Annotated in this window: 12 protein-coding genes; 9 read left to right on the top strand and 3 right to left on the bottom strand. The window is 69.6% G+C overall.

Annotated elements, in window-relative coordinates:
• Entirely contained in the window at positions 1–699 is a 699-nt protein-coding gene (locus ACFRAQ_RS27985) for an alpha/beta hydrolase (RefSeq protein WP_379104842.1), read from the top strand.
• Between the two features lie 174 nt (positions 700–873).
• A complete protein-coding gene (gene car, locus ACFRAQ_RS27980) occupies positions 874–4,404 on the top strand; it encodes a carboxylic acid reductase (RefSeq protein WP_379104840.1) in 3,531 nt (1,176 codons plus the stop codon).
• A gap of 7 nt (positions 4,405–4,411) precedes the next feature.
• On the opposite strand, the gene ACFRAQ_RS27975 is transcribed toward car, so the two are convergent.
• On the bottom strand, positions 4,412–5,056 hold the full coding sequence (locus ACFRAQ_RS27975; RefSeq protein ID WP_379104837.1) for a TetR family transcriptional regulator: 645 nt from the start codon (positions 5,054–5,056) through the stop codon (positions 4,412–4,414).
• Between the two features lie 116 nt (positions 5,057–5,172).
• Between ACFRAQ_RS27975 and ACFRAQ_RS27970 the strand changes: the two genes are divergently transcribed.
• On the top strand, positions 5,173–6,354 hold the full coding sequence (locus ACFRAQ_RS27970; RefSeq protein ID WP_379104835.1) for a lipase family protein: 1,182 nt from the start codon (positions 5,173–5,175) through the stop codon (positions 6,352–6,354).
• 97 nt (positions 6,355–6,451) lie between these two features.
• Here ACFRAQ_RS27970 and ACFRAQ_RS27965 read toward each other — a convergent pair whose 3' ends face one another.
• Both ACFRAQ_RS27965 and ACFRAQ_RS27960 read right to left on the bottom strand, forming a co-directional pair.
• Positions 6,452–7,234, bottom strand: a complete 783-nt coding sequence (locus ACFRAQ_RS27965) for a VOC family protein (protein WP_379104833.1) — start codon at positions 7,232–7,234, stop codon at positions 6,452–6,454.
• 98 nt (positions 7,235–7,332) lie between these two features.
• Positions 7,333–9,120, bottom strand: a complete 1,788-nt coding sequence (locus ACFRAQ_RS27960) for an ABC transporter ATP-binding protein (RefSeq protein WP_379104831.1) — start codon at positions 9,118–9,120, stop codon at positions 7,333–7,335.
• Between the two features lie 84 nt (positions 9,121–9,204).
• Between ACFRAQ_RS27960 and ACFRAQ_RS27955 the strand changes: the two genes are divergently transcribed.
• The 6 genes from ACFRAQ_RS27955 (at position 9,205) to ACFRAQ_RS27930 (ending at position 14,447) form a co-directional block, all read left to right on the top strand.
• Entirely contained in the window at positions 9,205–9,687 is a 483-nt protein-coding gene (locus ACFRAQ_RS27955) for a MarR family winged helix-turn-helix transcriptional regulator (protein WP_379104829.1), read from the top strand.
• Positions 9,688–9,751: 64 nt separating this feature from the next.
• Entirely contained in the window at positions 9,752–10,396 is a 645-nt protein-coding gene (locus ACFRAQ_RS27950; RefSeq protein WP_379104827.1) for a pentapeptide repeat-containing protein, read from the top strand.
• 41 nt (positions 10,397–10,437) lie between these two features.
• Positions 10,438–12,690 carry a molybdopterin-dependent oxidoreductase gene (locus ACFRAQ_RS27945; protein WP_379104824.1) on the top strand — a complete coding sequence of 751 codons (2,253 nt, stop codon included), beginning with the start codon at positions 10,438–10,440 and terminating at the stop codon, positions 12,688–12,690.
• Complete coding sequence (locus ACFRAQ_RS27940; protein WP_357095641.1) at positions 12,687–13,190, top strand: helix-turn-helix domain-containing protein; 504 nt, start codon at positions 12,687–12,689, stop codon at positions 13,188–13,190. Before ACFRAQ_RS27945 ends, ACFRAQ_RS27940 begins: the two co-directional genes overlap by 4 nt.
• 28 nt (positions 13,191–13,218) lie before the next feature.
• On the top strand, positions 13,219–13,761 hold the full coding sequence (locus ACFRAQ_RS27935; protein ID WP_357287133.1) for a YaeQ family protein: 543 nt from the start codon (positions 13,219–13,221) through the stop codon (positions 13,759–13,761).
• A complete protein-coding gene (locus tag ACFRAQ_RS27930; RefSeq protein WP_379104819.1) occupies positions 13,761–14,447 on the top strand; it encodes a L,D-transpeptidase in 687 nt (228 codons plus the stop codon). The genes ACFRAQ_RS27935 and ACFRAQ_RS27930 overlap by 1 nt, the downstream gene beginning before the upstream one ends.
• Positions 14,448–14,653 lie beyond the last annotated feature (206 nt).

Raw genomic sequence — 14,653 nt, 5'->3', positions numbered from 1 at the left:
ATGGCGGACAAACCTGCGATCGTTCTGGTACACGGATTCTGGGGTGGTGCGGCGCACTGGGCCAAGGTCATCGTGGAATTGCGGCGGCGCGGCTACGAGTCGCTGTACGCGGTGGAGAACCCGCTCACCGGGCTGGCCGACGATGCCGCCCGGACCCAGAAGATGGTGCGCCAGATCGCCGGGCCGGTCCTGCTGGTGGGTCATTCATACGGTGGGGCGGTCATCACCGAGGCCGGTGATCTGCCCAATGTCGAGGGCCTGGTCTACGTCGCGGCCTTCGCGCCGGACGCGGGGGAGAGCCCCGGTCAGATCACCGAGCAGCTGCCCCCGGCGGCGGTCGCGGCCATCGCGCCGGATTCGGACGGCTACCTGTGGATCGCGCAGGACAAATTCCACGACAGTTTCTGTCAGGACCTGACCGAGGACGAGGCCCTGGTCATGGCCGTCACCCAGAAGGCTCCGGTGGGTTCGGCCTTCGGCGACCCGGTCACCGCCCCGGCGTGGAAGGCCAAGCCGACCTGGTATCAGGTGTCCACCGAGGACCGCATGATCAACCCGGACAACGAGCGGCGCATGGCCGAGCGCATGGGTCCACGCCGCATCGTGGAGTTGCCCGCGAGCCACGCCTCGCTGGCCTCGCAGCCGGGCGCGATCGCGGATCTGATCGATGCCGCCGTGGCGGATCTGGGCTACAGCTAGCCCCCAACTGACGCGCGGTGCATTCTGTTGTTCGGGGATGCACCGCGGAGTCTTGACTTTCCTGCTCCGCGCCCGCATCGTAAGGATACTTAGCGAAGCTAAGTGATTGGGAGAAATCCCGGCGCCCGAACCGGATTCGGGGCGTGCGGTCACGGGAGATCCAGGGAGGCAGTGATGGTCGAGGACGTCGCGCGTGCGGAGCTGACCCAGCGATTGGCGGATCGGCTCGCCCGCGCCGAGGCCGCCCGGCGCTTCGAGGCGCTGCTGGTCGACGATCAGGTCCGCGCGCTGGTGCCCTCGCCCGAGATCGCGGCCGCGGCCCAGCGGCCCGGACTGGCGATGGCCGAGGTCGTGGCGATCCTCATGGACGGGTACGCCGACCGTCCGGCCATCGCCGAGCGGGCCGGTGAGATCGTCGCCGGCCCGGATGGCCGGCGCACCCGGCGGCTGCTGCCCGAGTATCACGCCATCACCTACCGCGAATTGTGGTCGCGCGCGGGCGCACTCGCCGCCGCCTGGCACGCGGACACACGGAATCCCTTGCGCCCCGGCGATTTTCTGTGCTCGCTGGGCCTGGTCAGCGGCGACCTCACCGCGGTCGAGCTGGCGACCGTCCGGCTCGGCCTGGTGAGTGTGCCGTTGCAGGCGAATGCCCCGGCCGCGCAATGGCATTCGATCATTACCGAGACCGGTGCCCGGGCGTTGGCGGTGAGCCTGGAACTACTCATTCCCGCCCTCGACTGCGTCCTCGACGGCACCCCGGTGGAATCGCTGGTGGTCTTCGACTTCGATCCCGGCGACGACGGCCAGGCCGAGACCTATGCCGCCGCGCGCCGCCGCATCGCGGAGTCGGGCGCCGCGCTCACGCTGGAAACCCTTGCCGCCGTGACCGATCGGGGCCGCGACCTGCCGCCGGTCCCGCCCTACGTGCCGGCCGACCCCGACGAGCCTGCGCTGCTCATCTACACCTCCGGCAGCACCGGCACCCCCAAGGGCGCGATCTACACCCACCGCCTGGTGACCGGAATGTGGCAGGGCCCGGCTCAGATCCCGGTCCCGGTGCTGAACTTCTGCTACATGCCGATGAGCCACGTCGCCGGGCGCATGGTGGTGAACGGCACCTTCTCCCGCGGCGGCACCGCCTACTGCACCGCCTCGGGCGACATGTCGACCCTGTTCGATGATTTCCGGCTGGCCCAGCCCACCGAGGCGTTCTTCGTGCCGCGCGTGTGCGAGATGGTGTTCCAGCGCTACCAGAGCGAATCGCAGCGCCGCCTGGCCGCGGGCGCGTCCGCCGAGGAGGCCGCGGCCGCCGCGAAAACCGCGTTGCGGCAGGACTTCCTGGGTGAGCGCCTGGCCCGCGTCATGGTCGGCAGCGCGCCCATCTCCGCGGAGATGAAGGAGTTCATGAACGCGGTGCTCGATCAGCCGCTCATCGACGGCTACGGCTCCACCGAGGCGGGCGGCGGCCTGCTCATCGACAACGAGATCCGCCGGCCCCCGGTGCTCGACTACAAGCTCGCCGACGTGCCCGAACTCGGCTACTTCGCCACCGACAAGCCGTATCCGCGCGGCGAGTTCCTGGTGAAGTCGATCCTGCAGGTCCCCGGCTATTTCAAGCGGCCCGAGCTGACCGCGGAGATGTTCGACGAGGACGGCTTCTACCGCACCGGCGACATCGTCGCCGAGGTCAGCCCCGACCACCTGGTGTACGTCGACCGGCGCAACAATGTGCTCAAGCTGTCGCAGGGCGAGTTCGTGACGGTGGCCAAGCTGGAGGCGGTCTACGCCACCAGCCCGCTCATCGCCCAGATCTTCGTACACGGCTCCAGCGAACGCTCGCATCTGCTGGCCGTCATCGTGCCCACCGACGCGGCCCGCGCGCTCGAGCCCGCCGAACGGACCGCCGCCATCGCTGAGTCGCTGCGGCAGCTGGCCAAGGACGCCGACCTGGAGTCCTACGAGATCCCGCGCGAGTTCCTGCTCGAATCCGAGCCCTTCACCCAGGACAACGGGCTGCTGTCGGGGATCGGAAAACTGTTGCGGCCCAAGCTGCGAGAACGCTACGGCGACCGGCTCGAGGAGCTCTACCGGGCCCAGGCCCGGCGGCAGGAGGACGAGCTGGCCGCGCTGCGCGTCGCGGCCACCGACCGGCCGGTGCTCGAGACGGTGCGCAAGGCGGCGTGCGCGATCCTGGGCGGCGGTGAGCCCGCGGCGGACGAGCACTTCACCGATCTGGGCGGCGATTCGCTGTCGGCGCTGTCGTATTCGACGCTGCTGCGGGACATCTTCGGCATCGAGGTGCCGGTGGGCGTCATCGTCAGTCCCGCCAACGACTTCACCGGGCTGGCCGCGTACATCGAGGCCGCGCGCGCCGGTGACATCCGCCCGACCGCGGCGACGGTGCACGGCGGCACCGAGATCCGCGCCGCGGACCTCACCCTGGACAAGTTCCTCGACGCGCCGACCCTGGCGGCCGCCCCCGATCTGCGGCTCGCCCCGCAGCCGCCGCGCACAGTGCTGCTCACCGGCGCCAACGGCTACCTGGGCCGGTTCCTGTGCCTGGAATGGCTGGAGCGCCTGGATGATTCGGATGGCACCCTGATCTGCGTGATCCGCGGCCGCGACGCCGAGTCCGCGCGGGCGCGGCTCGACGAGGTGTTCGACAGCGGTGATCCGGCGCTGCTCGCGCGCTACCGGGAGCTCGCCGCGCGCCGCCTGCGCGTGCTGGCCGGTGACCTCGCCGACCCGTATTTCGGCCTGGATCACCAGGTGTGGCAGGACCTGGCCGCCACCGTCGATCTGATCGTGCACCCCGCCGCCCTGGTCAATCACGTGCTGCCCTACGACCAGCTGTTCGCCCCCAATGTGGTGGGCACCGCCGAGGTGATCCGGCTGGCCCTGACCACGGTCCGCAAGCCGGTGACGTACCTGTCCACGGTCGCGGTGGCCGCGCAGATCGATCCCGCGGTCTTCACCGAGGACGGCGACATCCGCGAGATCAGCCCCGTGCGTTCCCTCGACGACGGTTACGCCAACGGCTACGGCAACAGCAAGTGGGCCGGTGAGGTCCTGCTGCGCGAGGCCCACGAGCTGTGCGGGCTGCCGGTGGCGGTGTTCCGCTCCGACATGATCCTGGCGCACACCACCTTCGCCGGTCAGCTGAACCTGCCCGACATGTTCACCCGCCTGCTGCTCAGCGTGCTCGCCACCGGCCTGGCCCCGAAGTCGTTCTACGCCTTGGACGCTCGCGGCGAACGGCAGCGCGCCCACTACGACGGCCTGCCCGCCGACTTCACCGCCGCCGCCATCACCGCTCTCGGCGCCCGCGTCACCGCGGGTTTCGACAGCTACGACGTGCTCAACCCGCACGACGACGGCATCTCCCTCGACGAATTCGTCGACTGGCTCATCGAGTCCGGCCATCCCATCGACCGCATCGACTCGCACCACGACTGGTTCACCCGCTTCGAGACCGCCCTGCGCGCGCTCCCGGAGAAACAACGCTCCTACTCGTTGCTCCCGCTGCTGCACGCCTACCGCCACCCCGCGCCGCCGATCCCCGGCGCGGCGCTCCCAGCCAAGCGCTTCCAGACCGCGGTGCAACAGGCGAAACTCGGCCCGACCGGCGATATCCCGCATCTGGGCCGGTCGCTCATCGACAAGTACGCGGCCGATCTGAGGCTGCGCGGACTGCTGCGCTGAGCGGCGGCTACCGCCCGGATCCGCGTGTCGCCGCGGGGATCTCGAGCCCGTGCTGGATCGCGGCGACGGCGTCGTCGAGGATTTCGTAGAGGCTGCGCAGTGACGGGTCCGCGCCGGCCACCCAATGGTCGAGCCCGACGCCGAAGGCCGCGAAGCAGGTCGCGGCGGCCAGTTTCGCCCGCAGGTCGTCGGCGCTGAGCCCGGCCCGGCGGGCGAAACTGCGAGCCAGGGCGTCGCGGCGGCCGAAGGCCCCGGTGAAATTCTCCTGGCGCAGTTGCGGATTGGCGATCAGCACCAGTCGCGCCCGCCGGGCCGTGTCGGCCTGGCGGCGGCGCAGGTCGAGTTCGGCGTCGTCGAGCAGGAAGTCACGCAGCGCCGCGCGCAACGCGACGAATACCGCCTCACCGGGCGGACGGCGGTCCAGGGCTGCCAGCAGGTAGGACATGACGTCCTCCTCGTGGCTGAAGACCACGGCCGTCTTGGCGGGGAAGTGGCGGTGGAAGGTGCGCCGCGAGACCTGCGCGGCGTCGGCGATCTCCTGCACGGTGGTCGCCTCGAAGCCACGCCGCTCGAACAGCAGCAGCGCGGCGTCGATCAGCTCGCGCCGTACCCTGGCCTTCTCGCGTTCCCGCATCCCGGTGGCTGCCGTCATCCCGACCTTTCGTGCCGTGTCACCCCCTGGTGTCTCAAAGTGACACTTCTCAGGATAGTCTCGCGGAAGTGTCTCACTGTGACACCGGAGCGAGACGAGTACGAGAGGACTCCTCGATGACGCGATGTGCCTGGCCCCGCCGCGGTGGCGCCATGATCACCCTGCGCGGTGGCGCCATGATCACCCTGGTTTCGGCGGCCGTGCTGGCCGCCGGGCCGTTCGCCGCCACCGCCGTGGCCGCCCCGCCGGCTCAGGCCGAGAGCACGTCCCCGGGCGCGGTCGTCGCGAATGCGGAGCTGCCGCAGCACCTGTGGCTCGACGGCACCGGATCGGCCCGCAAACTCACCTACTGGACTCGCGATTCCGCCGATCAGCCGGCGCTGTCCACCGGCGTCGTGTTCACCCCGGCGGGCACCCCGCCGCCCGGCGGCTGGCCGGTGCTGTCGTGGGAGCACGGCACGGTCGGCATCGGCGACGACTGCGCGCCCTCGGTGACCGGTCGCTCCGAGCGCGACAACGGCTTCCTGGCCACCTGGCTGCGGCAGGGCTACGCCATCGTCGCGACCGACTACATCGGGCTGGGCACCCCCGGCGTGCACGCCTACCTCGACGGCCGCGCCGAGGCGCACGCCGCCATCGACATGGTGCGCGCCGCCCGTGCCGTGGACCGGTCGCTGGCCTCGAAGTGGGTCGCGATCGGTCAGTCGCAGGGCGGCGGGGCCGCGGTGTTCACCGCCTCGCTCGCGACTCGCTATGCGCCCGAACTGGATTACCGCGGCGCGGTGGCCACCGGCCCGGCCTCCAATATCGTCGACGCGGCCACGCTGATCGGCCCGGGCACGACCGTCGGGTCCCCGCACATCACCGCCTACGCCACCTACGTCCTCAACGGCCTGAAGGCGGCCCGCCCGGACTTCGACCTGGACAGCTACCTCAGCCCGGAAGGCAAGGACCTGGTCGAGGACGCCAAGACGTTGTGCTTCACGCCGCTGGCCGAACGCGCCGACGGACTGACGCTGGGGCGGCTGCTGTCGCGTCCGCTGGCCCAGGGCGATTTCGTGCCCACCGCGCGCTCGGTCATGGATGTGCCCCTGACCGGGTACGACCGGCCGCTGTTCATCGGCCAGGGCACTAACGACACCGACGTTCCCGCGCCGCTGACCGCCAAGCTGGTCGCCGACATGGCGCTGGCGGGCACCTTCCCCGAGGTGCACGTCTACGCGGGCAAGGACCACAGTGGCGCGATGCTGGCCTCGCTGGCCGACAGCGTGCCCTTCGTGGCCCGGCTCTTCGCCTGACGCGAACCGCTCCGAGTACGCGAGAGGCCGAGTGGCGCACTGCCACTCGGCCCTCGTGCTTGGCTGCGCGTCAGCCGCTGGTGACGGTGGTGTCGCGTCAGCCGCTGGTGACGGTGGTGTCGATGAGGCCGAACACCTCACCCTGCGGTCCGGACACGATGCCCATGCGTCCGAAGGGACTGTCCGAGGGACCCATGAGGACGGTCGCGCCCAGCGAGTTCGCCTTGTTCAGCGCGGCGTCGGCGCCCGCGACCTGGAACCAGGTCAGCCAGTAGTTGGGTGCGCCGGCGGGCTGGCCGCTGCTGTCGGCCATTCCGCCCATCGGCCGTCCGTCCGGACCGGCGAAAGTGGAGTACGGCATCTGCTCGTTGCCGATCTCGTCGAAGGACCAGCCGAAGACGGAGTTGTAGAAGTCCTGTGACGGCTTGTAGCCGGTGGTCTGCAGGTCGTTCCAGCAGTACGCGCCGGGCTCGTTGTAGATCTGGGCGCCGGTGTGCGCCTTGGCTTCCCAGACGCCGAACACCGCGCCCGCGGTGTCGGCGGCGATGAACATGCGCCCGACGTCCATGACGTCGAAGGGCGGCATGAAGACCGCGCCGCCGGCCTGGGTCACCGCGCCCGCGATCTTGTCGGCGCTGTCGGCGGCGAAGTAGGTGGTCCACACCGAGGGCATGGGGTCGGGGCCCATCTTGGGTCCGATGCCGGCGGCGGGTTTGCCGTCGAGCATGGCCATCAGATAGCCGCCGGCCTCGGGCGGGCTGTCGAGGACTTCCCAGCCGAGCAGCTGGGAGTAGAAGTCCCGCGCGGCGGCGGGATCGTCGACCGAGCAGTCGACCCAACACGGAGTTCCTTGCGGCCAAACCTTGTCTGTCGTGGGCATCCGGATCCTCCCGATAACGGTCGGTGGCGGCCGGCCGCTGCGGTCGGCCGGACCCAGAATACCGATTGGTCCGCCGTGAGCGGTGCGATCCGTCCAGGTCAGACGTCCAACGACCCGACCACGTCGTCGAAGGTGTCGCGGGCCAGCAGCTCCGCGTAGAACCCATTGCGCTCGACCAGTTCCCGATGCGTCCCGCGCTCCACCACACGGCCGCGGTCGAGCACCACGATCTGATCGGCGTCGCGGATGGTCGACAATCGGTGCGCGATCGTAATGGTGGTCCGATTCGCCGACAGCGTGTCGATGGCGGCCTGCACCTCCCGCTCGGTGCGGGTGTCCAGTGCGCTGGTCGCCTCGTCGAGCACCATGATCGGCGCATTGCGCAGGATCGCCCGCGCCACCGCCAGCCGCTGCTTCTCGCCGCCGGAAAACCGGTAGCCCCGCTCGCCGACCAGGGTGTCGTAGCCGTCGGGCAGGCTCATGATGTGGTCGTGGATCTGCGCCGCGCGCGCCGCGGCATGCAGTTCGGCCTCGGTGGCATCGGGTTTGGCGAAGCGCAGGTTGTCGGCGACCGAGGAGTGGAACAGGTAGGTCTCCTGCGACACCACGCCCACCGCCGCGGACAGGTCGGCGAACGACAGGTCCCGCACATCGACCCCGTCGACGGTGACCCGTCCGGCCGTCACGTCGTAGAGCCGCGCCACCAGATAGCCGAGAGTCGTCTTGCCCGAACCGGTTTCGCCGACGATGGCCAGGCTGGTCCCGGCGGGCACGTCGATATCGATGTCGCTGAGCACGTCCCGGTCCGCGTCGTAGGCGAAGCCGACCCGGTCGAACCGCACCGCACCGGTCACCCGCTCGGGCAACGGGGTGGGTCGCACGGGCTCCTCGATATCGGGTCGCAGATCCAGGTATTCGAAGATGCGCCCGAACAGCGCCAGGGAGCTCTGGATGTCCACACCGGTCGACAGCAGCATCACCGACGGCCGCAGCAGGCCGCTCTGCAGGGTCGTGAACGCGACCAGGGTGCCGATCGACACCAGCGGGTGTCCCGAGGCGACGGTCATGCCCGCCGCCCAGTAGACCACCGCGGGCATGGCCGCCATCACGATGGAGATGGTGGACTGCCGCCACCGCCCGGCCATGCTGGCGCGGATCTCGAGATCCACCAGCCCGCGCGATTCCCGGGTGAAGTCCTCGACCAGGGCGGGGGAGCGGCCCATGGTGCGCGCCAGCAGGATTCCGCTCACCGACAGCGATTCCTCCACGATCGCCGACATGCCCGCCAGCTTGCGCTGCTTCTCCCCGGTGATGCGCCGGCGCTCGGAGCCGACCCGGCGGCTGATCCACACGAACAGCGGCAGCATGGTCAGCGAGACCAGGGTGAGCCGCCAGTCGAGCGCGAACATGGCGATGACCGCCGCGACGACGGAGGTGAAGTTGGAGACCAGGGAGGTGAGCGTCGAGGTGACGGTGGACTGCATGCCGCCGATGTCGTTGGCGATGCGCGACTGCACCTCGCCGGTGCGGGTGGCGGTGAAGAACGACAGCGGCATGGATTGCAGCCGCGCGTAGACCGCCGAGCGCAGATCGTGCATGACGTCTTGGCCGACGCCGGTGGAGATGTAGGCCTGCAGCACGCCGAACACGCTGTTCAACGCGGCCACGGCGATCATGCCCGCGGCCAGCAGGGTGAGCAGGCCGGTGCGGCCGCCGGGCAGGGCATCGTCGATGATGCCGCGCAGCAGGAACGGGGAGGCCAGACCGGCCAGCGAGGCCAGGCCGACCAGGGCCGCGACCAGGGCCAGGCGTCCCCGATTGGGGTGGAAGAGCCGGACGATCCGGCGAAGTTCTGTTTCCGAAGTCTGATTCGCTTTCGAAGTCACAGCGCCTCCTTTCGCGGGGAGTCACACGCTGTAACTGAGTCTGACTCATTATTGTTCCGAGGACAATGAGTTATGCTCTGAATCATGTCGAGCACGCCCGCGGGCCAGCCGCGCGCCACCGGGGAACCCCGCGAGGACGACCTCGCCGACCTGTTCCTGCGCGCGACCAAACGCCTGCACCGCACCCAGGCCACGCGACTGTCCCCGCTCGGCCTGACCCCGGCCCAGGCCCGCGCGCTGCGCATCATCGGCCGCGCCGCCGAGCACGGGGACGAACCGCTGCGCATGTCCGCGCTGGCCGAACACCTGGGCATCGTGCCGCGCTCGGCCACCACTGTGGTCGACGCGCTGGTGGCCGCGGGTCTGGTTGCCCGCGAAGCGGATCCGGCCAATCGCCGCGCCACCCTGGTGACCCCGACCGCCGCCGGTCGCGACGCGCTCGACCGCATGTTCGCGGCTCGGCGCGACGCCGCCGAGGAGATGTTCGCCGCCCTCACCGCGGAACAGCGCTATACCCTGCGCGATCTGCTCGCCGCACTGACCTCCGGCGAATCCGCGCCGCGCTGACGGGCATACAGTCGGGCGTGTTCGCCGATCCGAGCTCGTCATCTCCCCAGCAAGGAGCCCGATAATGCCGCGTGAGCTGGCAGACCTGCCCTTCGCCCGTTTCCTGGAACCGCAGGACGCGCTGCGCGACGAAGGCGCGTACGACTGCGCGCATTTCGACGGCCTGTCCCTGGACGACCCACAGCTGCGCGGGGTCACCTTCACCGAGTGCGCCATCTCGGCCACCACCGTGAACGGCGGCTTCTTCCGGTATTCGCGCTTCAACGACGTCTGGCTGGGCAGCACCCGCTGGATCCGCACCGACCTGTCCGAAACCAATTGGATGGACGTGGAATTCGTGATGGCCGCGCTGTCGGGGGTGGAGGCGTTCGGTTCGGTGCTGCGCCGGGTGAGCTTCCACAACTGCAAGTTCGATTCGGTGAACCTGCGCGGCGCGACCCTCACCGATGTCTCGTTCGTGGACTGCGTGCTGCGCGATGTGGACATCAGCGAGGCCAAGGTGACCTCGGTGAGCTTCCCGGGCTCGGAGATCTCCGGGTTGTCGCTGCGCAACGCGAAGCTGAAGAAGGTAGATCTGCGCCAGGCCCGGTCGATCGGCGTATCCAGCGGTGTCGAGTCGCTGTCGGGCGCGCTGGTCACCAACACTCAGCTGCTCGAGCTGGCCCCGGTGTTCGCGCACGCGTTCGGGATCGTGGTCAAGGATCTCTGAGTTAGTAGCGCTAGTGAACTGACTCGAGTTACGCTGCTCACATGACGGAGTGGCGGCCCACGGCCTGCATCCTGTGCGAGTGCAACTGCGGCATCCAGGTGCTGCTCGGCCCGGACGGCCGGTCCTTCGAGAAGATCCGCGGTGACAAGCTGCATCCCGCCTCGGAGGGCTACACCTGTAACAAGGCCCTGCAGCTGGACCGCTACCAGAACGGGCGCACCGGCCGCCTGACCTCGCCGCTGCGCCGCCGCGCCGACGGCGGCTTCGAGGAAATCGATTGGGACACCGCGATTTCCGAGATCTCGGCCCGGCTGCTCGAGATCGGCCACCACTTCGGCGGGGAGTCGATCTTCTACTACGGCGGCGGCGGTCAGGGCAATCACCTGGGCGGCGCGTACGCCCCGGCGACCATGGCCGCCTTCGGCATGAAGTACCGCTCCAGCGCGCTGGCGCAGGAGAAGACCGGCGACTTCTGGGTGGGCGCGCGCATGACGGGCTACCCGATGCGCGCCGATGTCGAGCACGCCGAGGTGGCGTTCTTCATCGGCAAGAATCCCTATCAGTCGCACGGCTTCCCGCGAGCGCGCACGGTGCTCAAGGAGATCGCCAAGGATCCCGCCCGGTCCATGATCGTGCTGGATCCGGTCCGCACCGAGACCGCGGAACTGGCCGATTTCCACCTGCAGCTCAAGCCCGGCACCGACGTGTACCTGCTCACGGCCATGGCCGCGATCCTGGTGCGCGACAACCTCCTCGACGGCGAGTGGCTGGCCGCCCACACCACCGGACTCGACGCCGTCCTCGAGGTGCTGCGGGCGGTGCCGATCGAGAAGTACTGCGCCATCGCCGATGTCGACCCGGAGCTGGTGACCGCGGCGACGCACCGGCTGGCGGCGGCCGAATCCGTGGCGGCGCTCGAGGATCTCGGCGTGCAGATGAACCGGTACTCGACCGTGGTCAGTTATGTCGAGAAGCTGGTCTGGCTGCTCACCGGCAATGTCGGAAAGCCCGGCACCCAATACGCTTTCACCGGACTGAGCAATCTCGGCCACGACCGCGGCCACCCGGCCGGCGAGGGCCCGAAGAGCCCGGTGGCGGGCGCGCAGATCGTGAGCGGGCTGGTGCCGTGCAATGTGATCAGCGAGGAGATCCTCACCGACCACCCCGCCCGCTACCGGGCCATGGTCATCGAGAGCGCCAATCCCGCGCACTCCCTGGCCGATTCGGCCCGCATGCGCGAGGCGCTGCGGGCGCTGGAACTGGTGGTCGTCATCGACGTCGCCATGACCGAGACCGCCCGCGAGGCCGACTACGTACTGCCCGCGCCCACCCAGTTCGAGAAGTTCGAGGCCACCTTCTTCAACTTCGACTTCCCGCGCAATATCTTCCACCTGCGCCACCCCGTGCTGCCCGCCCCCGCGGGCGTGCTACCCGAACCCGAGATCCACGCCCGCCTGGTCGAGGCCGCGGGCGTGCTGGGCGAGGCCGATTACGCGCCGCTGCGGGCCGCGCTGGCCCAGGGCCGGGAGGCCTTCGCCATGGCCTTCCTGGGCATTCTGGGCGATCCGGCCCGCTCGAAACTGGCTCCCGTGCTGCTGTACCGGACGCTGGGGGAGACCCTGCCCGATGGCGCGGCGTCGGCGGCGTTGTTGTGGGCGGCCGCCTACAACATGGTCCGCAAGTTCCCGGCCAGCGTCGAGCGTGCCGGGTACGGCACCGGCTTGGAGGCGGGGGAGCGGCTGTTCGAGGCGATCCTGACGGGCAAGCACGGCATCGTGATCTCCGAGGACGATTACGAGGAGACCTGGAACCGGGTGCGCGACAAGGTGATCCGGCTGGAGGTACCCGAGCTGCTGGAGGTGGTCGCGACCCTGCCCGAGCCCGCCGCCGACGACCTCGCGGCCTGGCCGTTCGTTCTCTCCGCCGGGGAGCGGCGGGCCTTCACCGCCAACACCATCTTCCGGGACCCGGCCTGGCGCAAGCGCGATGCGGCCGGAACCCTGCGCATCAGCACCGGCGACGCCGAACGGCTCGGGCTCACCGCCGGGGACCTGGTGCAGGTCACCACCCGCCGCGGCACCGCGCGCGTGCCCGTCGAACCCACCGACCGGATGCGCTCGGGCCACCTGTCGCTGCCCAACGGTTTCGGGCTCTCGGTCGCCGGCGCCGACGGCACCCCGGTCACCACCGGGACCGCGCCCAACGAGCTGACCTCGGTCGAGGATCGCGACGAATGGGTCGGCACCCCCTGGCACAAGTACGTTCCCGCCCGCCTGGATACCGTGACCACATGAAACGTACGAGTTTCGCGAACTGGCCGTGCACCGTCGCCCGCACCGTCGACCTGCTGGGCGACTGGTGGACGCCGCTGATCCTGCGCGAAGCTTTCTACGGCGCCAAGCGTTTCGACGATTTCGAATCCACCCTCGGGCTCAGCCGCAATGTCCTCACCCAGCGGCTGACCCGCCTGGTGGAGGCGGGCCTGCTCGACAAGGTCCCCTACCAGGATCGTCCGGTGCGCCACGAGTACCGGCTCACCACCCAGGGCCGCGACTTCTTTCCGGTGATCGCGGCCATGATGGCCTGGGGCGACCGCTATCTGGCCCCCGAATCCGGGGAGCCGGTGCTGCTGCACCACACCGCCTGCGACCACGACACCCACGCCGAGGTGGTGTGCGCGCACTGCCGCGAGCCGCTGCGCCATGAGGACATCTCCGCCCGGCTGGGCCCGGGCTTCCCGGCGCGGCTGCGCGACGCGGCCCTGGCGACGGGCCGGTTCGCCGACGAGCCCTGAACCAGGGGTGTTCTAAGCTGCAAGCACTATGGCCCTGAACGCGACTCTCCATACCTTCGCCGTGCAACTGTCCGACATCGACCGGGGGGTGTACGAGGAGTTGGATCTGCGGGTCGCCCAGCATCCTTCGGAGACGGCCGAATACATGCTGACCCGGGTGCTGGCCTACTGCCTCGAGTACGAGGAGGGCATCGCGTTCAGTGTCGGCGGCGTCTCCTCCACCGATGAACCGCCGGTGATGATCCGCGATCTCACCACCCGCATGACCGCCTGGATCGATGTGGGCGCACCCGACGCCGCCCGCATCCACCGGGGCAGCAAACTGGCCGACCGCGTGGTCATCTACACCCACCGGGATCCGGTCAAGGTGCTGGCGCAGCTCCCGGCCAAGCGGATTCACCACGCCTCGGAGATTCGCGTCTACTCGTTCGACCCCACCTTCATCGAGGACGCGACCCCGTTCCTGCAGCGCCGCAACGCGCTCACGCTCTCGATCACCGACCGGCACCTGTATCTGGAGCTGAACGGCAACACGCTGTCGACCGACATCGAAGAGCACCGCCTGTCCTGATGGCCGCCTCCCGTCGACGCCTGCTCAGCGCGGCCGCGGTCACCGCGGCCCTGCTGACCGTGGCGGTCGGCTGCGGCCGGCGGCACTCCGAGACCGACGATCAACCCGATTACCGCGGCCCGGCCGGGCAGGTCATCACCGTGATCTCCGATTCGGCCGACGCGACGACGGCCACCCTCAGCGCGTGGGATCGGGTTGGGGCGCAGTGGGTTCGGGCGATCGGACCGCTGCGGGCCGATGTCGGCGCGCAGGGCATCGGCCCCGCCAGCGAATCGGCGACCCGCTCACCCGCCGGAATCTGGTCGCTGACAGAGGCTTTCGGCATCGCCGCCGACAATGGCACGCGGCTGCCGTACCGGCGGGTGACGACCTCGGACTGGTGGGTGTCGGACACCGCGTCGCGGTTCTACAACACGCATCACAGTTGCGCGCCCGGTAGCTGTCCGTTCGACGAATCGGCCGGTGAGGATCTGGGGAGCGCGGGCCCGGCCTACGATCACGCCGTCGTCATCGACTACAACCGCGCCCCCGTCGTCGCGGGGGCCGGATCGGCCTATTTCCTGCACGTCGGCGACGGCCACCCGACCGCGGGCTGCGTCGCGGTTCCCGCCGCCGACCTGGACCGACTCATGCGCTGGCTGGATCCGGCGCGCGGGCCGGTCATCTATATCGCCGTCCGGGAATAGGCCCCGAAAACCACGATTTCGCATTCGAAACACCTTGTGCCTGTTCTCACAATGTCGCACATGCGACCTGCGGGTTACCGGACCGAGTGAATAGCCGCGCCTTCCTCCGGAGTCGCATGAAAAGCATGTTTGACGTGTGGCAATTCCATCATTGCGCGCCAGCAATCGCGTGCACACCGCAAAAGCCAGCATGTTTCGGGCAACTA

The sequence above is a fragment of the Nocardia sp. NPDC056611 genome, from assembly GCF_042792755.1.
In the GTDB taxonomy this organism is placed as follows: domain Bacteria; phylum Actinomycetota; class Actinomycetes; order Mycobacteriales; family Mycobacteriaceae; genus Nocardia.
Note: the sequence above shows the minus strand (reverse complement) of the source record. Positions and strands in the feature narration are given on the sequence as shown.